Origin of the sequence: Streptomyces phaeofaciens (assembly GCF_014648915.1) — a bacterium.
GTDB lineage: Bacteria > Actinomycetota > Actinomycetes > Streptomycetales > Streptomycetaceae > Streptomyces > Streptomyces phaeofaciens.
Genome location: NZ_BMSA01000002.1, coordinates 744,220 through 764,935, shown reverse-complemented (window position 1 = coordinate 764,935; position 20,716 = coordinate 744,220). Strand labels below are relative to the sequence as shown.

General features: G+C 72.1%; 18 protein-coding genes. 11 read left to right on the top strand and 7 right to left on the bottom strand.

Features of this window, described 5'->3' with window-relative positions:
• From IE275_RS06965 to glgB, 3 genes are all read left to right on the top strand, one after another.
• Positions 1 to 182 (top strand): alpha-glucosidase C-terminal domain-containing protein (locus IE275_RS06965; RefSeq protein ID WP_189708650.1); only part of this gene is annotated, 182 nt, incomplete at its 5' end.
• Between the two features lie 85 nt (positions 183 to 267).
• Entirely contained in the window at positions 268 to 1,638 is a 1,371-nt protein-coding gene (locus IE275_RS06960; protein ID WP_189708648.1) for a maltokinase N-terminal cap-like domain-containing protein, read from the top strand.
• A gap of 13 nt (positions 1,639 to 1,651) precedes the next feature.
• On the top strand, positions 1,652 to 4,021 hold the full coding sequence (gene glgB, locus IE275_RS06955) for a 1,4-alpha-glucan branching enzyme (RefSeq protein ID WP_189708646.1): 2,370 nt from the start codon (positions 1,652 to 1,654) through the stop codon (positions 4,019 to 4,021).
• Positions 4,022 to 4,036: 15 nt separating this feature from the next.
• Here glgB and IE275_RS06950 read toward each other — a convergent pair whose 3' ends face one another.
• The 4 genes from IE275_RS06950 to IE275_RS06935 all read right to left on the bottom strand — a co-directional run bounded on the left by IE275_RS06950 (position 4,037) and on the right by IE275_RS06935 (position 7,641).
• Positions 4,037 to 6,268: a HelD family protein gene (locus tag IE275_RS06950; RefSeq protein ID WP_189708644.1), complete on the bottom strand. Its 2,232-nt coding sequence runs from the start codon at positions 6,266 to 6,268 to the stop codon at positions 4,037 to 4,039.
• 184 nt (positions 6,269 to 6,452) lie between these two features.
• Entirely contained in the window at positions 6,453 to 6,770 is a 318-nt protein-coding gene (locus IE275_RS06945) for a thioredoxin family protein (RefSeq protein WP_308435636.1), read from the bottom strand.
• A complete protein-coding gene (locus IE275_RS06940) occupies positions 6,764 to 7,168 on the bottom strand; it encodes a MerR family transcriptional regulator (protein ID WP_189708642.1) in 405 nt (134 codons plus the stop codon). Before IE275_RS06940 ends, IE275_RS06945 begins: the two co-directional genes overlap by 7 nt.
• Before the next feature lie 29 nt (positions 7,169 to 7,197).
• Positions 7,198 to 7,641, bottom strand: a complete 444-nt coding sequence (locus tag IE275_RS06935; protein ID WP_189708640.1) for an Lrp/AsnC family transcriptional regulator — start codon at positions 7,639 to 7,641, stop codon at positions 7,198 to 7,200.
• Positions 7,642 to 7,752: 111 nt separating this feature from the next.
• On the opposite strand from IE275_RS06935, the gene IE275_RS06930 reads away from it, so the two are divergent.
• Together IE275_RS06930 and IE275_RS06925 are read left to right on the top strand one after the other, a co-directional pair.
• The gene (locus IE275_RS06930) at positions 7,753 to 8,688 is read left to right on the top strand and encodes an NAD-dependent epimerase/dehydratase family protein (RefSeq protein WP_229870132.1); all 936 of its coding nucleotides are present in this window, start codon (positions 7,753 to 7,755) and stop codon (positions 8,686 to 8,688) included.
• Position 8,689: 1 nt separating this feature from the next.
• Complete coding sequence (locus IE275_RS06925; protein ID WP_189708636.1) at positions 8,690 to 9,667, top strand: aldo/keto reductase; 978 nt, start codon at positions 8,690 to 8,692, stop codon at positions 9,665 to 9,667.
• Positions 9,668 to 9,791: 124 nt separating this feature from the next.
• Here IE275_RS06925 and IE275_RS06920 read toward each other — a convergent pair whose 3' ends face one another.
• On the bottom strand, positions 9,792 to 11,219 hold the full coding sequence (locus IE275_RS06920) for a cation:dicarboxylate symporter family transporter (protein ID WP_189708772.1): 1,428 nt from the start codon (positions 11,217 to 11,219) through the stop codon (positions 9,792 to 9,794).
• Between the two features lie 122 nt (positions 11,220 to 11,341).
• Between IE275_RS06920 and IE275_RS06915 the strand changes: the two genes are divergently transcribed.
• Positions 11,342 to 13,000, top strand: coding sequence for a sensor histidine kinase (locus IE275_RS06915; protein ID WP_189708634.1), 1,659 nt, complete (start codon positions 11,342 to 11,344; stop codon positions 12,998 to 13,000).
• A 62-nt stretch (positions 13,001 to 13,062) separates the two neighbouring features.
• Positions 13,063 to 13,788: a response regulator gene (locus tag IE275_RS06910; RefSeq protein ID WP_373299180.1), complete on the top strand. Its 726-nt coding sequence runs from the start codon at positions 13,063 to 13,065 to the stop codon at positions 13,786 to 13,788.
• Between the two features lie 14 nt (positions 13,789 to 13,802).
• Here the strand turns inward: IE275_RS06910 and IE275_RS06905 are convergent, their stop codons facing one another.
• Entirely contained in the window at positions 13,803 to 14,417 is a 615-nt protein-coding gene (locus tag IE275_RS06905; protein WP_229870130.1) for a hypothetical protein, read from the bottom strand.
• 44 nt (positions 14,418 to 14,461) lie between these two features.
• On the opposite strand from IE275_RS06905, the gene IE275_RS06900 reads away from it, so the two are divergent.
• Both IE275_RS06900 and IE275_RS06895 read left to right on the top strand, forming a co-directional pair.
• Positions 14,462 to 15,322: a 5'-methylthioadenosine/S-adenosylhomocysteine nucleosidase gene (locus IE275_RS06900; protein WP_189708632.1), complete on the top strand. Its 861-nt coding sequence runs from the start codon at positions 14,462 to 14,464 to the stop codon at positions 15,320 to 15,322.
• Positions 15,323 to 15,435: 113 nt separating this feature from the next.
• Positions 15,436 to 16,173 (top strand): helix-turn-helix domain-containing protein, encoded by a 738-nt coding sequence (locus tag IE275_RS06895; RefSeq protein ID WP_189708630.1) that lies wholly within the window; start codon positions 15,436 to 15,438, stop codon positions 16,171 to 16,173.
• Here IE275_RS06895 and IE275_RS06890 read toward each other — a convergent pair.
• Entirely contained in the window at positions 16,115 to 17,140 is a 1,026-nt protein-coding gene (locus tag IE275_RS06890; protein WP_189708628.1) for an ATP-dependent 6-phosphofructokinase, read from the bottom strand. The genes IE275_RS06895 and IE275_RS06890 overlap by 59 nt on opposite strands.
• A 204-nt stretch (positions 17,141 to 17,344) precedes the next feature.
• Here IE275_RS06890 and pta point away from each other — a divergent pair, with 204 nt between their 5' ends.
• On the top strand, positions 17,345 to 19,435 hold the full coding sequence (pta, locus tag IE275_RS06885; protein ID WP_189708626.1) for a phosphate acetyltransferase: 2,091 nt from the start codon (positions 17,345 to 17,347) through the stop codon (positions 19,433 to 19,435).
• A complete protein-coding gene (locus IE275_RS06880; RefSeq protein WP_189708624.1) occupies positions 19,432 to 20,643 on the top strand; it encodes an acetate kinase in 1,212 nt (403 codons plus the stop codon). The genes pta and IE275_RS06880 overlap by 4 nt, the downstream gene beginning before the upstream one ends.
• The last annotated feature ends 73 nt before the right edge of the window (positions 20,644 to 20,716 follow it).

Genomic DNA, 20,716 nt, shown 5'->3' with positions numbered 1-20,716 from the left:
GCGTCCACAACTTCTCCCGCTTCGCACAGCCCACGGAACTGGACCTGAGGCGGTTCAAGGGGCGCTTCCCGGTCGAGCTGTTCGGCGGGGTGCGTTTCCCGGCGGTCGGCGAGCTGCCCTATCTGCTCACGCTCGCGGGTCACGGCTTCTACTGGTTCCGGCTCCGCAGGGACGCCGCCTAGAACCCGGGGCGGGGCGGTTTCCCCTGCCCCGCCCGGGGCACGCATCAGTAACACCCCGACCCCCCGGGGAAAGGATTGTGACGCAATGGCGGACACGGTCACACGTTCCGGCACGACAAGCCCCGGCCTCCTCGCGTCACTGGACCCGCTGCTGCGGGAGTGGCTGCCACGGCAGCGCTGGTTCGCCGGCAAGGGGCGCCCGGTCACCGGGTTCTCGCAGGTCGCGGCCACCGAGCTGCTGCCGGCCGGCGCCCGGATCGGCCTGTACCACCTGCTGCTGCGCGCCCACCAGCCGCAGAGCCCGGGCGACTGCTACCAGCTGCTGATCGGCGTCCGCGAGGCCCTGCCGCCCCGGCTGGCACCCGCGCTGATCGGCCATGTGACGTCCGGCCCGCTGGCCGGGCGCACGGTGTACGACGCCCTGTACGACACCCGGCCCGCCGAGCTGCTCCTGGAGGCGCTGCGCACCGGGGCCCGGATCGGCGCGCTGCGCTGCGAACGCGATCCGGAGCAGCGGATCCGCTCCGGGCTGGTCCCGCGTCTGATGACCGCCGAGCAGTCGAACTCCTCCCTCGTCTATGGAGATACGTTCATCCTGAAGCTGTTGCGCCGGGTCGTCCCCGGCGTCAACCCCGACCTGGAGCTGCCGCTGGCGCTGGCCCGCGAGCACTGCCCCCGGGTGCCCGCGCCGACGGCGTGGATGCACGCGGACGTCGACGGCGACGCGTACGTGGTCGGGGTGCTCCAGCCGTTCGTCCAGGGCGCCGCGGACGGCTGGGAGCTGGCCCTGCGGGAGCTGGCCAAGGGCGAGGACTTCGCCGCCGAGGCGCGGGCGCTCGGGCGGGCCACCGCGGAGGTGCACCGGACACTGGCCCGGGCGCTGCCCACGGCGACGCTCGGCCGGGCGCAGATCCAGCCGCTGGTGGACGGCATGGTCGTCCGCCTCGACGCGGCGGCGCAGGCGGTGCCGGCGCTTCGGCCGTACGCGCCCGCGCTGCGCACCGCGTTCACCGCGCTGGCGGATCTCGCGGCGGAGGGACACACCTGGACCGCGCAGCGTGTCCACGGCGATCTGCATCTCGGGCAGTGTCTGCGGGCGCCGACCGGGGAGTGGTCGCTGATCGACTTCGAGGGCGAGCCGGCCCGGCCGCTGGCCGAGCGCAGGATGCCGCAGCCGGCCGTGCGGGACGTGGCGGGCATGCTGCGGTCCTTCGACTACGCGGCCCGCTCGGCCGATCCCCCGGCGCCCGGCTGGGCGCACACGTGCCGGGCGGCGTACTGCTCCGGGTACGCCGAGGTGTCCGGCGCCGACCCGCGCACCGATCCCGTCCTGCTCCGGGCCCTGGAGACCGACAAGGCGGTCTACGAGGTGGTCTACGAGGCCCGGCACCGCCCCGACTGGCTCCCCGTACCGCTGTCCGCGATACACCGGCTCGCCGCAGCCGACCTGCCCTGAGGAGGCCCCGTACGTGACCGCGCCGAAGAAGAAGGCCACCGGCAAGAAGGCAGCCGCCGGGAAGAAGGCGGCGACCGGGAAGAAGGCCGCCTCCGCCGCCTCCGCCGGGAAGAAGACGGCGGCCGCGAAGAAGGCAGTGGCCGGGAAGAAGGCGGCGGCCGGGAGGAAGCCCTCCGCCGGCCCGCCGCCCGCTCCCTTCTCCCCCGCCCTCGACTCCGCCGACCGTGAGCGGCTGCTGCACGGCTCGCATCACGACCCGCACGCGGTCCTCGGCGCGCATCCGGTGCCGGGCGGGGTGGCCTTCCGGGCGCTGCGCCCGTTCGCGCGGTCGGTGACCGTCGTGGCGGGCGAGCTGCGGGCCGCGCTGCACGACGACGGGGACGGCTTCTTCTCCGGTCTGCTGCCGCTGACGGACGTCCCGGACTACCGGCTGCTGGTGGCGTACGAGGGCACCACCCTGGAGACCGAGGACGCGTACCGTTTCCTGCCCACGCTGGGTGACCTGGATCTGCATCTGATCGGCGAGGGCCGGCACGAACAGCTGTGGACGGTGCTCGGCGCGCACCCGACGACCCACCAGGGGGTGCCCGGCACCGGATTCTCCGTGTGGGCGCCGAACGCGCGCGGGGTGCGGGTTGCGGGCTCGTTCAACTTCTGGGACGGCACCGGGTACCCGATGCGCTCACTGGGCTCCACCGGCGTGTGGGAGCTGTTCGTGCCGGGTCTCGGCGAGGGCGAGCTGTACAAGTTCGACATCACCCGCCCGGACGGCTCGCACACCCTGCGCGCCGACCCGCTGGCCCGGCGTACGGAGGTGCCGCCGGCGACGTCGTCGATCGTGCACGCCTCGCGGTACACGTGGGGGGACGAGGAGTGGCTGGCCGGGCGGGCGCGGACCCCGGTCCATGAGGCGCCCTTCTCCGTCTACGAGGTCCATCTGCCCTCCTGGCGGCCGGGGCTGACGTACCGCCAGCTCGCCGACCAGCTGCCGGCGTACGTGCGGGATCTCGGTTTCACGCACGTCGAGCTGATGCCGGTCGCCGAGCATCCGTTCGGCGGTTCCTGGGGCTACCAGGTCACCGGTTTCTACGCGCCGACGGCCCGGCTCGGCACCCCCGACGACTTCAAGCACCTGGTCGACGCGCTGCACCGGGCCGGCGTCGGCGTACTGATGGACTGGGTGCCGGCGCACTTCCCGCGCGACGACTGGGCGCTGGCGGAGTTCGACGGGCGGCCGCTGTACGAGCACGAGGACCCGCTGCGTGCCGCGCACCCCGACTGGGGGACGCTGGAGTTCGACTTCGGGCGGCGCGAGGTGCGCAACTTCCTGGTGGCCAACGCGGTGTACTGGTGCGAGGAGTTCCACATCGACGGGCTGCGGGTGGACGCCGTCGCCTCCATGCTCTACCTCGACTACTCGCGCGAGCCGGGGCAGTGGACCCCGAACGAGCACGGCGGGCGGGAGAACCTGGACGCGGTGGCGTTCCTCCAGGAGATGAACGCCACCGTCTACCGGCGCTGCCCGGGGGTGGTGACCGTCGCGGAGGAGTCGACGGCCTGGGACGGGGTCACCCGGGCCACCCACGACCGGGGCCCGAGCGGCTTCGGCGGGCTCGGGTTCGGGCTGAAGTGGAACATGGGCTGGATGCACGACTCGCTCGAGTACCTGAGCCACGAGCCGGTGCACCGCAGGTACCACCACCACGAGATGACCTTCTCGATGGTGTACGCGTACAGCGAGAACTACTGCCTGCCGATATCCCACGACGAGGTCGTGCACGGGAAGCGGTCGCTGGTGTCGAAGATGCCGGGCGACTGGTGGCAGCAGCGCGCGAACCTGCGGGCCTATCTGGCCTTCATGTGGGCCCACCCCGGCAAGCAGCTGCTGTTCATGGGGCAGGAGTTCGCGCAGGGCGCGGAGTGGTCCGAGGCGCACGGGCCGGACTGGTGGCTGCTGGATCCGGCGTACTCGGCGGAGCCCGACCACCGCGGGGTGCGGGACCTGGTGCGCGATCTGAACGCCGGGTACCGGTCGGTGCCCGCGCTGTGGCAGCGGGACACCGACCCGGCGGGGTTCCAGTGGGTGGTGGGGGACGCGGCCGAGGACAACGTCTTCGCGTTCCTGAGGTACGCCGCCGACGGGTCCCCGCTCCTGTCCGTCTCCAACCTGTCCCCCGTGGTCCGCCACGACTACCGGCTCGGTGTCCCCGACGACGTCCCCGCCTGGCACGAGGCCCTCAACACCGACGCCGCACGGTACGGCGGCAGCGGGGTCGGCCACCTCGACCCCGTGAAGCCGGAGCCCCAGGGCCGGCACGGCCGCCCGGCATCGGTCCGGCTGACCCTGCCACCCCTGGCGACGGTGTGGCTGAGGCCGGCCTGACCCCGGCGATCCGGGTCACGTCAGGGCCGTCACCAGGGCCTTCGGCAGCTCCTTGGCATGGACCACGCCGAGGCGCTGGGTGGCCCGGGTGAGGGCGACGTACAGATCGCTGGTGCCGTAGTCGGCGGGCTCCACCACGAGCACCGAGTCGAACTCCAGGCCCTTGGACTGGCGCGGGTCCAGCAGCACGACGGTGCGGGTGAGGTCCGGTTCGGCGCCCGCCGTCACGCCGTCCAGCCGGGCGGCGAGGCGCCGGTGCAGTGCGCGCGGGGCGATGACGGCCAGCCGGCCCTCGGCGGGGGTCAGCTCCCGGACGGCCCGCTCGACCGCCTCGGGCAGGTCGTCGGTGGCGCGCGCCCAGGGCCGTACGCCGGTGGAGCGGACCGAGGCGGGGGGCTCGAAGTCCGGCTGCTCGGCGCGGACGACGGCCGCCGCGACCTCCATGATCTCCGCCGGGGTGCGGTAGTTGACGCCGAGCCGGGTGTGCTCCCAGCGGTCCTCGACGTACGGCTCGAGGATGCCCGACCAGGAGCCGACGCCGGCCGCCTCGGCGGTCTGCGCCGGGTCGCCGACCAGGGTCATGGAGCGGGTCGGGCTGCGCCGCATCAGCAGCCGCCACGCCATCGGCGACAGCTCCTGCGCCTCGTCCACGATGATGTGCCCGAACGCCCAGGTCCGGTCGGCGGCGGCGCGCTCGGCGGCGCTGCGGTGGTCGTCCTCCTCGTGCCGCTCGGCGAACCGTTCGGCGTCGATGATGTGGTGCGCGGAGAGGACCTCGCCGGCGTCGGCGTCGCCGTCCTCCTTGTCCTCGAACTCGTAGGTGCGGGAGGCGTACGACACGTCGAGCACGCCCTGCGCGTAGGCGACCTGCGTCTCCCGTTCGCGCTCCGCGCGGGCCCGGGCCAGCCGGTCGTCCTCGCCGAGGAGTTCGGCGGCCTCGTCGAGCAGCGGTACGTCCGCGACGGTCCACGCCCGGGTCACGGGGCGGCGGACGGCGGCCGCGTCGGCGTCGCCGAGGTACTCCTCGGGACCGGCGAGGAAGTCCGCGACCAGGCGCTGCGGGGTGATCCTCGGCCACAGCCGGTCGATGGCGGACCAGACCTCGCGGTTCTGGGCCAGGTCGTCGCGGATCTGGGTGATGTCGCTCGGGTCGAGCAGGTTCGTGCCGTCGTACGGGTCGGTGCCGACGCGCTCGGCGTACAGCTCGGTGAGCGTGTTGAGGATGTGCCCCTCGAAGTACTCGCGGGCCGCGTTGTGCGGCAGCTTCGCGGCCCGGGTGCGTTCCCGGGCGACGCCGACGAGACCGTCGTCGAGCATCAGGATCTCGCGGTCGTGCTCGATCGTGATCACCGGGTCGGGCAGCGCCTGCCGGTCGCGTACGACGGCGGCGAGGACGTCCGCCATGCCGGCGCGCCCCTTCACGGCGGCCGCCTCGGGTGTGTCGGTCGCCGTCGCCCGGACCCCGGGGTACAGCTCGCCGACCGTCGCGAGCAGCACGCCCGTCTCGCCCAGGGAGGGCAGCACCTCGCCGATGTAGCCGAGGAAGGCGGGGTTGGGGCCGACGATCAGGACGGCGCGCTTGGCGAGCAGTTCGCGGTGCTCGTAGAGGAGGAACGCGGCCCGGTGCAGGGCGACGGCCGTCTTGCCGGTGCCGGGGCCGCCCTCCACGACCAGGACCCCTCGGTGGGGGGCCCGGATGATCTCGTCCTGTTCGGCCTGGATGGTCTGCACGATGTCGTTCATCCGGCCGGTGCGCGCGGAGTCGAGCGCGGCGAGCAGCACGGCGTCACCGGACGGGTCCTCGTGGCCGGTGCGCTCCCGGTCGCCGAGGTCGAGGATCTCGTCGTGCAGCGCGGTGACCGTGCGGCCCTCGGTGGTGAGGTGCCGGCGGCGGCGCAGGCCCATCGGGGTGTGCCCGGTGGCCAGGTAGAAGGGCCGGGCGACCTCGGCCCGCCAGTCGATCAGCAGCGGGGTGCGCTCGGCGTCGTCCACGCGCAGCCCGATCCGGCCGATGTGGTGGCTGACGCGCGAGGTCAGGTCGATCCGGCCGAAGCAGAGGGAGCCGTCCACCGCGTTCAGCGCGGCCAGCAGCCCCGAGCGCTCGGCGACGAGGATGTCCCGCTCCAGCCGGGCCTGCATGGGCGTGTTGCCCTGGGCGAGGGCGCTCGTGACGCCGGCCTCGGTGTCGCCGCGCAGGGCGTCCACGCGCGCGTACAGGCCGTCGATGAATTCCTGCTCGCGCCGCAATTCACTGTCTGGAAAGTCGATGTTTGACAATTCCACTCCCGCCCGGATATACTCTGCTCACTGAACTTATTCGCGATCAAATTCATATCGAGTCGCGAATCATCGAATATACGCAGAGAAATCCCCCGAGCGCAATTGCCCGGGGGATTTTCGCTGTACGGAGCCGTACGGGACGGGTCGCGGGTCAGAGCACGTCGGAGAGTTCCTCCAGCAGCCGCCGCCTGGGCCGGGCGCCCACCATGGCCTTCACCGGCTCACCGCCTTGGAAGACCATGAAGGTCGGCATCGACAGCACCTTGTAGGCGTTCGTGGTCTCCGGGTTGGCGTCCACGTTCAGCTGCACCACCTTCAGCCGGTCCCCCTCCTCCGCGGCGAGGGCCTTCAGCACCGGGCCCATCTGCCGGCACGGCGGGCACCAGTCGGCGGTGAACTCCACCAGCACCGGCAGCTCGGACCCGATCACCTCGGTCTCGAAATCCGCGTCCGTCACATCGATCACCATTCCCGGCCTCCCAGCTCACACCCGGGCTCCGGACTCCCCGGAGCCAGCGCGTCGGCGGCCCGTACCAGCCGCCCGGCGACCTGCTCCCGCACCGCCCGCAGCTCCCCGATGAGCGCGTCCAGTTCGTCCAGCTTGCGCCGGTACACCGCGAGCGAGGCGGGGCACGAGTCCCCTTCGGGGTGACCGGCCCGCAGACACTCCACGAACGGCCGGGTCTCCTCCAGGCCGAACCCGAAGTCCTGGAGGGTCCTGATCTGCCGCAGCAGCCGCAGATCGCTCTCGTCGTACGTCCGGTACCCGTTCTCACCGCGCCGCGCGGGCAGCAGCCCCCGCGACTCGTAGTACCGCAGCGTGCGCGTCGTGGTCCCGGCCCGCGCGGCCAGCTCGCCGATTCGCATGCGGACGAACGTACGCCTTGACGCCCACGTCAAGGCAAGAGGGGTTTGTGCTCCACCGGCGAGGTGAGCACGATCGAGGTGGTCGTGCGGCCGAGGACCGAGACCGCCTCCAGAACCTCCTCCAGATGGACCGTGTCGGTGACGGCGACCTTCAGGATCCAGCAGTCCTCGCCGACCACGTGGTGCACCTCGGTGATCTCCGGCCGCTCCATCAGCTCCAGGGTCCTCGGGTGCTTCAGGTTGTACCCGCCGTGCGGATCGACCCGGACGAACGCCTGGATGCCGTACCCCAGGCGGGCCGGCCGGACCCGGGCGCCGTAGCCGCTGATCACCCCCGCGGCCTCCAGCCGCCGCACCCGCTCGGTGACCGCCGCCGGGCTGAGCCGGACCCTGCGGCCCAGCTCGCTGAGCTTGATCCGGCCGTCGGTCTGGAGCAGCAGGAGGATCTGCCGGTCCAGGGCGTCGAAGGCCACCGATGTTTCGCCGGTGCCGACGCGTGGATGCCGTGGTTCTTTTGGCACTGCGGCCGGAACTCCCATGGTTCCCCCTTCAGGACGGGTGGGCACACCGGGAGAATTATGGTCATGGACAAGCCACGAGAGGTACTGGTCATCGGCGGGAACCGCTACTTCGGCAAGCGGCTGATCACACGGCTGCTCGCCGCCGGGGACCGGGTGACCGTGCTCAATCGCGGATCGTCGGCCCCGCCCCCGGGTGCCGTGCACCTCGTCGCCGACCGCGACGACGAGACCTCGCTCAGGAGCGCCCTGGGCTCCCGCACCTTCGACGTCGTCGTCGACCAGGTCTGCTACACCCCGCGCCAGGCGGCCGTCGCCCGCCGCGTGTTCACCGGCCGCACCCGCCGCTACGTGATGACGTCCACGGTCGAGGTGTACGAGTACGAGGACTCCCTCGCGCCCGTACGGGAGACGGACGTCGATCCGCTGGGCGTCGCCGTGGACCTCGGACTCCCCTGGCACGAGGCGGAGTTCCTCGACGCCCACTACGGCGAGGGCAAGCGGCAGGCGGAGGCGGTGTTCGCGGCGGAGCCCGCGTTCCCGTACGTCGCCGTGCGCGTCGCCCATGTCCTGGGCGGGGACGACGACTTCACCGGACGGCTGGAGCACTACGCCTCCCGTATCCGCTCCGGCGAGCCCATAGCGGTGCCGGCGGTGAACCGTCCCGCGACCTACATCCACGTCGAGGAGATCGCCGACTTCCTGTTCTGGACGGCGGGCCAGACCTTCACCGGCCCCGTCAACGCGGCCTCCCACGGCCGGCTGACCACACAGGACCTGTGCGACGCGATCGCCGCGCACCTCCCGTACGGCGAGACCGTATTGCGCGAGACCGAGATCGGCACGGTCTCGCCGTTCTCCTTCCGCCGCTTCTACGGCATGGACAACTCCCGTGCCGTCGGGCTGGGTTACGTGTTCGGCAGGGCCCGGGACTGGCTGGCCGGGGCGGTGGCGGAGACCCTCGGGGCGGCCGCTCCGGTCACCTCCGGGAAGGGGGACTGACATGCGTCTGCGTACCCTGGGCGAGCTGCCGGTGAGCGCGGTCGGACTCGGCACGATGCCGCTGTCCATCGAGGGGCGGCCCGACGAGGCGCGTGCCCTGGCCACCGTCCACGCGGCACTGGACGCGGGGGTGACCCTGCTGGACACGGCCGACTCCTACCATCTGCCCGGCGAGGAGCCCGGCCACAACGAACGCCTGCTGGCCCGCGCGCTCGCCACCTGGGGCGGGGACACCGACACCGTGCTGGTGGCGACCAAGGGCGGCCGGGGCCGGCCGGCGGGCGGCGGCTGGACGGTGAACGGCGATCCGCGCCGTCTCAGGGCGGCCGCCGAAGGCTCGCTGCGCCGGCTCGGCGTCGAGGCGATCGGCCTGTACCAGCTCCACAAGCCCGATCCGGCCGTCCCCTTCGCGGAGTCGGTGGGCGCGCTGCGCGAGCTGGCGCAGGAGGGCAAGATCCGGCTGGCCGGTGTCTCCAACGTGGACGCCGACCAGATCCGCGCGGCCCGGGAGATCCTCGGCGACCGGCTGGTCTCCGTACAGAACCGCTACTCCCCGGCGGTCGGCGACAGCGAGCAGGAGCTGCGGCTGGCGGCCGGGCTGGGGCTGGCGTTCCTGCCGTGGAGCCCACTGGGCGGGATCTCCCGCAGTTCCCTGGACGGGCCCTCGGGCCTGGCGGACGAGGGCCCCTTCGCCGCATTCCACGAGGTCGCGCGGCAGCACGGCGTGAGTCCGCAGCAGGTCTGCCTGGCCTGGCTCCTGTCCCGCTCCCCCACCGTGATCCCCATTCCGGGCGCGAGCCGCCCCGAGACGGCACGGGACTCGGCCGGAGCGGCGGACCTGGAGCTGGGCGAGGAGGAACTGACGGCGCTGGGGAGGGCGGTGGAGCGGGCGCGGCGCGGGGCCGGACACGGAAGAACCGGGCGGCTGAGCGACGGGGGGAGTGTCTCAGCCGCCCGGAGGCGAGGTGCGGTGCGGTGACCGCGGGTGGTGCGATGGTGGCCGGGTGCCCGGCCCCGGTTCAGGCGGGGCCGGGCACCCGGAGTCGATGGCTCGGGCCCGGGGTCCTTCTTTCAGCGGCCCTGGGGCCTGTCTTTCGGAGGCCCTAGGCTTTGGCCAGTTCCTTCTGGCCGTCCTCGCGCTGCTCGGGGACCTCCGCCACCGCACCGCCGTGGCCGTCCTCGTCGAGCAGGGTCTTCTCGTCGAAGGGCAGCCCGCCGGCGAGCACCACGCCGACGCGCTCCTTGTCGATCTCCTTGGTCCAGGTGCCGATCAGGACGGTGGCGACGGCGTTGCCGGCGAAGTTGGTGAGGGCGCGGGCCTCGCTCATGAAGCGGTCGATGCCGACGATGAGGCCGATCCCGTCCACCAGGGCGGGCTTGTGCGACTGGAGGCCACCGGCCAGCGTCGCGAGACCGGCACCGGTGACACCCGCGGCGCCCTTGGAGGCGACCAGCAGGAAGAGCAGCAGCGGGATCTGCTCGCCGAGCGACATCGGCGTACCCATGGCGTCGGCGATGTACAGGGACGCCATGGTCATGTAGATCATGGTGCCGTCGAGGTTGAACGAGTAGCCGGTCGGGACGGTGATGCCGACGACGGGCTTGCTGACACCCAGGTGCTCCATCTTCGCGATGAGGCGCGGCAGCGCGGACTCGGAGGAGGAGGTGGACAGGATCAGCAGGAACTCACGGCCCAGGTACTTGAAGAGCGTGAGGATGTTCAGGCCCGCGACCACCCGCAGCAGCGCGCCGAGCACGAGGAAGACGAAGAGGAAACAGGTGACGTAGAAGCCGAGCATCAGGACGGCGAGGCTCTTGAGCGCGTCGACGCCCGCGGAACCGGTGACGGCGGCGATGGCGCCGAAGGCACCGATCGGAGCCGCCCACATCACCATGCCCAGGATGCGGAAGACGAGCCGCTGGATGTGCTCGACACCGCGGATGATCGGCTGGCCCGCGGCACCCATGGCCTGGAGGGCGAACCCGGCGAGCAGCGCGACCAGCAGGGTCTGGAGCACCTCACCGCCGGTGAAGGCGGAGACGATCGTGGTCGGGATGATCCCCAGCAGGAACTCGGTGGTGTCCTTGGCCTCGGCCGAGACCTGCGCCTGGCCGGTCTCCTTCACCGCGTCCGTGATGGCCAGGCCCGTGCCCGGCTCCAGGATGTTGCCGACGACCAGACCGATGCCGAGGGCGACCAGCGACATGACCAGGAAGTAGCCGAGGGCGATACCGCCGACGGCGCCGACCTTGGCGGCCTTCCGTACCGAGCCGATGCCGAGCACGATGGTGCAGAAGATGATCGGCGAGATCATCATCTTGATCAGGTTGACGAAGCCGGTACCGATCGGCTTCAGCTCGACCGCGAAGTCGGGCGCGATCAGCCCGACGGCGATGCCGATGGCGACCGCGACGATCACCGCGATGTACAGGTAGTGGGTACGGTCCCGCTTGGCGGCGGGTGCGGCAGGTGCCGTATCGGGGGTGCTGCTGGCGGCCACGGCTGCCCTCCTTGACGTCTTCGTCGGCATCACCGGCGTGCGGCTCACGACCGGGGAGATAAGGGGAATGCGGTGACTATCTCCCGGCCTGTGAGGGCGGTCACCCTTCCGTTCATTTAGTTCACGCTTAACGTCGGGGGCACACTGACGACATGCGCCTCCCGTACCTCCCGCGGCCCCGCAGCCTGGCCGGCCAGCTGTTCGCCATGCAGGCGGTGCTGATAGCGATCGTCGTCGCGGGATACGCCCTGTTCGCCTACGCCAGCAACCACAGCCAGGCCGAGGAGGCGGCGGCCCGCCAGGCCACCGCGGTGGCCCGTTCGGTGGCCGACTCCCCGTCCGTGCGGGCGGCGATCCACACCGCGGACCCCACCACCGAGCTCCAGCCGTACGCCCTGCGGGTCATGCGCGACACCGAGGTCGACTTCGTCACGATCATGAACACGGACGGCATCCGCTGGACCCATCCGGACAAGAACCAGATCGGCCAGCGCTTCCGGGGCAACACGGCGGCCGCGCTGAAGGGCGACACCTTCACCGAGACCTACACCGGCACGCTGGGCGCCTCGGTCCGCGCGGTCACCCCCATCCATGACGAGAACGGGCGGATCATCGGCCTGGTCAGCGCCGGCATCAGGGTCGAGGAGATCAGCAAGCGGGTGCAGGACCAGGTGTCGGCCCTGCTCGCGGTGGCCGCCGGCGCGCTGCTGCTGGGCGCCGTGGGCACCTACGTGATCAACGCGTCGCTGCGCCGGCACACGCACGGGATGAACGCGGGCGAACTGAGCCGGATGCACGACTACCACCAGGCCGCGTTGCACGCGGTGCGTGAGGGACTGCTGATGCTGGACGGGCAGTTCAAGGTGGCGCTGATCAACGACGGGGCGCGGGAGCTGCTGGGCGTCTCGGAGGAGGTGGTGGGCCGGTCCGTGGCGGAGCTGGGTCTGCCGGCGGGGCTCACGGGCGCGCTGCTGGCCTCCGAACCGCGGGTCGACGAGGTCCATCTGGCGGCGGAACGGGTCCTCGTCGTGAACACCTCCCCGGTCTCCGGCGGTGAGCGCCGGGGCACGGTGGTGACCCTGCGCGATGTGACGGAACTCCAGTCCCTGATGGGCGAACTGGACTCGGAACGGGGCTTCACCCAGGCGCTGCGCTCCCAGGCGCACGAGGCGGCGAACCGGCTCCACACCGTCGTGTCGCTGATCGAACTGGGCCGGGCGGACGAGGCCGTGGAGTTCGCGACGGCCGAACTGGAACTGGCCCAGGCCCTGACCGACCAGGTGGTGGCGGCGGTGAGCGAACCGGTGCTGGCCGCACTGCTGCTGGGCAAGACGGCCCAGGCGAACGAGCGGGGCGTGGAGCTGGTGGTCTCGCAGGAGAGCCGGCTGGACGACGGCCTGCTCCCGTCGTCCCTGCCGGCCCGCGATCTCGTCACCATCCTCGGCAACCTCATCGACAACGCCGTGGACGCGGCGCAGGGCAGTGTGCGGGCCCGGGTCACCGTGACGGCGGCCACGGAGGGTGTCGGGGGCGGCGAGCTGCTGCTCAGGGTGGCGGACACCGGGGCGGGAGTGGATCCTGCGCATGCGTCCCTCGTCTTCGAACGCGGCTTCTCGACGAAACCGGCCGGTCCGGGCGGCCGCGGCCTCGGCCTGGCCCTGGTCCGCCAGGCCGTCCATCGGCACGAAGGCACCCTGACGGTCACCGAGGCCGAGGGGGGCGGCGCGGAATTCGTGGTGCGCCTGCCGTTGCGCGCGACGGCGTCTTCCGGTACTTCCGGGGCGATGACGGGGGCTGGAGGCAAAGGATGACGGACGTGACAGGAGAGACGGGCGGGACCGGTGGGTCCGGCACGACTGGTGGGGCCGGCGCCATCGGCGGGACCGGTGGTGTGCCGCGTGTCCCGGGCGGTGAGCCGATCCGGGTGCTGGTCGTCGAGGACGACCCGGTCGCCGCGGACGCGCATGTCCTGTACGTCGGACGAGTGCCGGGATTCGTCGCGGTAGGAAAGGCGCACACGGGTGCGGAGGCCCGTCGGCTGCTGGACCGCACCCCGGTGGACCTGCTCCTCCTGGACCTCCACCTGCCCGACGGCCACGGCCTGCATCTGGCCAGGTCACTGCGGGCGGCCGGCTATCACGCGGACGTGATCGCGGTGACGTCCGCACGGGACCTGACGGTGGTGCGGGAGGGAGTGTCGCTCGGCGTGGTCCAGTACGTCCTGAAACCCTTCACGTTCGCGACCCTCCGCGACCGTCTGGTCCGGTACGCGGAGTTCCGGGGAGCGGCCGGCGAGGCGAGCGGCCAGGACGAGGTCGACCGCGCCCTGGCGGCCCTGCGCGCCCCGAGCCCCGCGGCTCTGCCGAAGGGCCTGAGCGCCCCGACCCTGGAACGCGTGACGGAGGCGCTGCGCGAGGCGGGCGAGGGCCTGACCGCGGCCGGCGTCGCCGAGTCGGTGGGCATCTCCCGGATCACGGCCCGCCGCTATCTGGAGCACCTGGTGGAGGCGGGCCGGGCGGAACGCAAGCCGCTGTACGGGCAGGTGGGAAGGCCGGAGCTGGTGTACCGGTGGGTGAAGGGGGCCGGGAAGGGGAGGTAGGTCCCCGCACCCGGTCAGACCGCCGCCCCATCCCCGGCGCCCGCTCCCGCCCCACCCCCGCCGCCCGCGCCCGCTCCCCCGCCGCCAGCTCCCCCGCCCCCGAACGGCACGGCGTACCGCACCATGAAGACGCCCAGCCCCACGACGGCCCCCGTCTCCACGACGGACAGCGCCAGCAGCCCCGGCGAGACCTGCCCGCCGCCCCAGTACACGACGAGCGCGGCCAGCGGCACCAGACAGAAGGCGAGCAGGTCGACGACGCACTGCACGATCTTGCGGGACACCCGGCGGGAGTCGCCCCGGTGGAAAGTCTCCCACCCGAAGGCCTCAGCGGCGCCCGCGACGGCGGCCAGCCGGGGCCCCAGCTCCCCCCGTACGTACCGCCCGATCGCCGAGATCTTCTCGTCGTTGACCAGGTAGGTCCACCCGAGCACCACGCACACCGGCGGCAGCGCGAGCAGCATGGACGGCTGCCCGGACTGGGCCGCGGCGGCGATCACGGCGGCGACGACCGCCAGGGTCACGTACAGCAGGTTGTCCCGGAACCCGATCCGGGCCTTCTGCTCGTCCTTCACGCTCTGGTACTCGGCCAGCAGCAACTGTCCGGCGCTGACGCCTTGTTCGGCCATCCCGACCGCCCCCTCCCCCGACGACTTGGCAGTACCGTGAGGGGGTGCCCGAGACACCTCCCACCGTCGTGATCCTCACCGCACTCGCGCTCGAATACACGGCCGTGCGGGCCCACATCCGTGACCGGGTCGAACACGTCCGTCCCGAGGACGGCACCCGCGTCGAGATCGGCCGCCTCGCCGGCACGCCGTGGAGCGTGGCGCTCGCCGAACTCGGCGAGGGCGTGGCCAACGCGGCCGCCACGACCACCCAGCTCCTCACCTGGCTCCGCCCGCAGGCGGTCCTCTTCGTCGGCATCGCCGGCAGCCTGAAGAGCGACGTCGCGATCGGGGACGTCGTCGTCGGCACCAAGGTCTACGGCATCCACGGCGGCAAGTGGACCCCGGAAGGTCTCCTGGCCCGCCCCGAGGCCTGGCGCGCGTCCCACGCCCTGGTCCAGGCGGCCCGTTCCGCGGTGCGGGACATGACGGACGTACGGCCGCACTTCAAGCCGATCGCCTCGGGGGACGTCGTCCTGGCCGACGCCAGGTCCGAGATCGCCCGGCAGCTGCGCGCGCACTACGACGACGCCGCCGCGATCGAGATGGAGGGCTCCGGGGCGGCTCACGCGGCCCATCTGAACGGCCAGGTGCACGCGCTGGTCGTCCGGGGGATCAGCGACCTGGCCGACGCGGGGAAGAGCGGGACCGACGCCACCGGCTCCCAGGAACGGGCCGCCGCGCGAGCGGCGGAGGTGGCGATGGCGGTCCTGCGCAAACACGGACCGCGGGATGCCACCACCGGCACCGCCGCCCCCGGCACGGCCTCCGGCGCCGAGGAGCCCTCACGCGGAGGCGACCACATCGACTTCAGTCACGGCACCTTCCACGGCCCGGTCGTCGGAAAGATCACCGGCCGCCCCTAGACCGGGCGGGCACCATCACGGCGGCCGCGTTCCCCGCCCGTACGTTCCTACAACCCGTGATTGTGTCCGAACAGCCCGTAGTCACCGCACCGGGCCGCTCCTACGGTGTCCCCGTGCCCGACCTCCCCTTCGACGCCCCCGCCGCCCGCCGGCTCCGCGCCGCGCTCGGTCTCACCGCCGACCACGTCGCCCACACCCTGCGCACGTCCTACGGTCTTCCGCTCACCACCCTCGCGCTGGTAGCGGCCTGGGAACGCGGTGCCGCCACCCCCACCGCCGCCGAACTGACCGCCCTCGCCGGTGTCCTGTGGTGCTCCCCCGCCGAACTGCTCGGAAGACCGGGCACCTTGCGTGAGCACCGCCTGGTCCGGGGCCTCGCCGCCGAGGACGTCGCCCGGGCCGTCGGACACGAACTCCCGGCCTATCTCCGCATGGAGGAGGCCGGCCGGTGGCGCGGCACGGAGCGGCAGTCGGCCGCCCTCGCCGAGGTGCTCGGGCTCACCCTCCCCGACCTGGTCGCCGTCACCGGCGCCGAGGCGCGGCTCGCCGAACTGCTGCGCGCGGCGGTCGGCACCCGCTGGCAGGCCCATGTCCGGGCCATCACCAAGATCGTGCCCCTGAGCCGCCGCCTCGTCGAGGACGCGCTGCACGATCTGCACGAGGACTACCAGCGCCGGATGGTCCCCACCCTCAGCTGGGGCGACAACAGCACGGCCGGCGTCGCGAGCGACGCCGGCCGGGACTTCCTCGACGGGATCGTCGAGCACTTCTGGAGCATTCTCCAGCCAGGCTCTAGAACACCGACTCCGCCTCGTCCATCCGGTCCTTGGGCACCGTCTTCAGCTCGGTGACCGCCTCCGCCAGCGGCACCATCACCACATCGGTGCCGCGCAGCGCGGTCATCCTGCCGAACTCGCCCCGGTGCGCCGCCTCCACCGCGTGCCAGCCGAAGCGGGTCGCGAGGACACGGTCGTACGCCGTCGGCACGCCGCCGCGCTGGACGTGGCCGAGGATGACCGGCCGGGCCTCCTTGCCGAGCCGCCTCTCCAGCTCGTAGGCCAGGGCGGTGCCGATGCCCTGGAAGCGCTCGTGGCCGAACTTGTCGATCGCGCCCTTGCCGTAGTCCATCGAGCCGTCGGCCGGGTGCGCGCCCTCGGCGACGCAGATCACCGCGAACTTCTTGCCGCGCGAGAACCGCTCCTCGACCATCTTCACCAGGTCGGCGGGGTCGAAGGGCCGCTCGGGCAGGCAGATGCCGTGGGCGCCCGCCGCCATGCCGCTCTCCAGGGCGATCCAGCCCGCGTGCCGGCCCATGACCTCGACGACCATCACGCGCTGGTGGGACTCGGCGGTCGTCTTGAGACGGTCCATCGCCTCCGTCGCGACCCCCACGGCCGTGTCGAAGCCGAAGGTGCGGTCGGTCGAGGAGATGTCGTTGTCGATCGTCTTGGGGACGCCGACCACCGGCAGCCCGGCGTCCGACAGCATCCGGGCCGCCGTCAGCGTGCCCTCGCCGCCGATCGGGATCAGCGCGTCGATGCCGAAGTCGTGGATCATGTCGGAGGCGCTCTCGCAGGCCTCGCGCAGCCGGTCGCGTTCCAGCCGGGACGAGCCGAGGATCGTGCCGCCGCGGGCCAGGATGCCGCTCACCGCGTTGAGGTCGAGAGCGCGGTAACGACCGTCGAGCAGGCCCGCGTAGCCGTCCTCGAAGCCGATGACCTCGTCCCCGTAGTTGTCGACGGCGCGGTGCACGACCGACCGGATCACTGCGTTCAGGCCGGGGCAGTCGCCACCTGCGGTGAGAACTCCGATGCGCATCGTGCTGTGTCTCCTGCTCGCTGTTGATGCCGGTGAGCCGGGTCCGATTCTTCCATGCCGCCGAGCGGGCTGTCTCTTGACGGGCGCCTTATCCACGCCCAGGGGTATTGTCAAGAGGGATCTGCTCACCTAGGTGGGCGATTTTTATGATCTCTGCGCCCCCCAGAAAAGACGAGACGACACCAGACGAAACGGAGAGCGCGCGTGACCCGCAGCGTGTACGTGACCGGTATCGACCGCGGCGACGGCCGCCAGGTCGTCGAGCTGGGGGTCATGGAACTCCTGACCCGCCAGGTCGACCGGGTGGGGGTCTTCCGCCCCCTCGTCCACGACGGGCCCGACCGGCTGTTCGAGCTGCTGCGCGCCCGCTACCGGCTGGCGCAGGACCCGGCCACCGTCTACGGCATGGACTACCACGAGGCGTCCGCCCTCCAGGCCGAACAGGGGGCGGACGAACTCGTCTCCACCCTCGTCGAGCGGTTCCACCGGGTCGCCCGCGACTACGACGTCGTCCTGGTCCTGGGCACCGACTACGCCGACACCCAGTTCCCCGACGAGCTGGCCCTCAACGCCCGGCTGGCGAACGAGTTCGGGGCGGCCGTGATCCCCGTCGTCGGCGGCCGCGGGCAGACCGCGGAGTCGGTGCGCGCCGAGACCCGCAACGCCTACCGGGCGTACGTGGCGCTCGGCTGCGACGTGCTGGCCATGGTGACCAACCGGGTGGCCCGCGAGGACCGGGACACGATCGCGTCCCAGGTCGGCAACCGGCTCCCGGTGCCCTGCTACGTGCTCCCGGACGAGCCCGCGCTCTCCGCGCCGACCGTCTCGCAGGTCGCGCACGCGCTCGGTGCGAAGGTGCTGCTCGGCGACGACTCGGGGCTGGCCCGCGACGCCCTCGGCTTCGTCTTCGGCGGCGCGATGCTGCCGAACTTCCTGAACGCCCTGACCCCGGGCTGCCTGGTCGTCACCCCGGGCGACCGCGCCGACCTGGTCATCGGCTCGCTCGCCGCGCACAGCGCCGGCACCCCGCCGATCGCCGGCGTCCTGCTCACCCTGAACGAGATACCGAGCGACGGGATCCTCACCCTCGCCGCCCGGCTCGCCCCCGGCACCCCGGTCATCTCGGTGCCCGGCAACAGCTTCCCCACGGCCGAGCAGCTGTTCTCCCTGGAGGGCAAGCTCAACGCGGCCACCCCGCGCAAGGCCGAGACCGCGCTCGGGCTGTTCGAGCGGCACGTGGACACCGGCGGTCTGCTGAAGCGGGTCTCGACGCCGTCCAGCGACCGTGTGACGCCGATGATGTTCGAGCACAAGCTCCTGGAACAGGCCCGCGCGGACCGGCGCCGGGTCGTCCTGCCGGAGGGGACGGAGGAGCGCGTGCTGCACGCCGCCGAGGTCCTCCTGCGCCGCGGCGTCTGCGACCTCACCCTCCTCGGGCCCGTCGACCAGATCCGCAAGAAGGCCGCCGACCTGGGCATCGACCTCGGTGACTGCCAGTTGATCGACCCGGCGACCAGCGAGCTGCGCGACTCCTTCGCCGAGAAGTACGCCCGGTTCCGTGCCCACAAGGGCGTCAGCGTGGAGCTGGCGTACGACGTCGTCTCCGACGTGAACTACTTCGGGACGCTCATGGTCCAGGAGGGCCTCGCCGACGGGATGGTCTCGGGGTCCGTGCACTCCACGGCGGCCACCATCCGGCCCGCCTTCGAGATCATCAAGACCAAGCCGGACGCCGGCATCGTCTCGTCCGTCTTCTTCATGTGCCTGGCCGACAAGGTCCTGGTCTACGGCGACTGCGCCGTCAACCCCGACCCGAACGCCGAGCAGCTCGCCGACATCGCCGTCCAGTCCGCCGCGACCGCCGCCCGCTTCGGGGTGGAGCCGCGGATCGCGATGCTGTCGTACTCGACCGGCACGTCCGGCTCGGGCGTCGACGTCGACAAGGTGCGCGAGGCCACCGAGCTGGTCCGCCGGAGCCGCCCCGACCTCAGCATCGAGGGGCCGATCCAGTACGACGCCGCCGTCGAGCCCACCGTCGCCGCCACCAAGCTGCCGGAGTCCGAGGTCGCGGGCCAGGCCAGCGTGCTGATCTTCCCGGACCTCAACACCGGCAACAACACCTACAAGGCCGTGCAGCGTTCGGCCGGCGCGATCGCCGTCGGGCCGGTGCTCCAGGGCCTGCGCAAGCCGGTCAACGACCTGTCCCGGGGCGCCCTCGTCCAGGACATCGTGAACACCGTCGCCATCACGGCCATCCAGGCCCAGACCCCGACCGAGAAGGCCACCGCCCCGTGAGTTCCAGCCGCGTCCTCGTCCTCAACTCCGGCTCCTCGTCGGTGAAGTACCAGCTGCTCGACATGCGGGACAGCGGCCGGCTGGCCGTGGGACTCGTCGAACGCATCGGTGAGCGGTCCTCGCGGCTGAAGCACACGCCGCTGGCGACCGGCGGGCCGACCCGCGAGTCGAACGGTCCGATCGCCGACCACGACGCCGCGCTGAAGGCGGTGGCCGCCGAACTCGCCCAGGACGGGCTCGGGCTCGACTCCCCCGAGCTGGCCGCCATCGGGCACCGTGTGGTGCACGGCGGGAAGCACTTCACCGAGCCGACGGTCGTCGACGACACCGTCCTCGCCGAGATCGAGCGCCTGATCCCGGTCGCGCCGCTGCACAACCCGGCCAACCTCACCGGGATCCGTACCGCGCGGGCGCTGCGGCCCGACCTGCCGCAGGTCGCCGTGTTCGACACCGCGTTCCACACCACGATGCCGGAGTCGGCCGCCCGCTACGCGATCGACGTGGAGACCGCCGACGCGCACCGGATCCGGCGGTACGGGTTCCACGGGACCTCGCACGCGTACGTCTCCCGGGCGACGGCGAAGCTGCTCGGCAGGGCACCCGAAGAGGTGAACGTCATCGTGCTGCACCTGGGCAACGGGGCGTCGGCCTCCGCCGTGCGGGGCGGCGTGTGCGTGGACACCTCGATGGGGCTGACGCCGCTCGAAGGTCTCGTGATGGGGACCCGCTCCGGGGACACCGACCCGGCCGTCATCTTCCATTTGGCGCGGGTTGGCGGAATGTCCATCGATGAAATCGACACTCTTCTCAACAAGAAGAGCGGGCTCGTCGGACTGTGCGGCGACAACGACATGCGGGAGATCCGGCGCCGTATCGACGAGGGCGACGCACGGGCGAAGCTCGCCTTCGACATCTACATTCACCGTCTGAAGAAGTACATCGGCGCCTATTACGCGGTGCTCGGCCGGGTGGACGCGGTGGCGTTCACCGCCGGGGTCGGCGAGAACGCCGCCGAGGTGCGCGCGGCGGCCGTCGCGGGCCTGGAGACCCTGGGCCTGGCGGTGGACGGCGGGCTCAACGCCGTACGCGGCGACGAGCCGCGGCTGATCTCGCCCGCGGACGCCCGGGTGGCGGTCGCCGTGGTGCCGACGGACGAGGAACTGGAGATCGCCACGCAGACCTACGCCTTGGTGAGAAAGACAAACTGAGCAGGAAAGCAACTGAGCGCGTTCCCGCCCATTTGTATCTTCCGCCAGACGGAATATTCCGGAGCGAAACAAA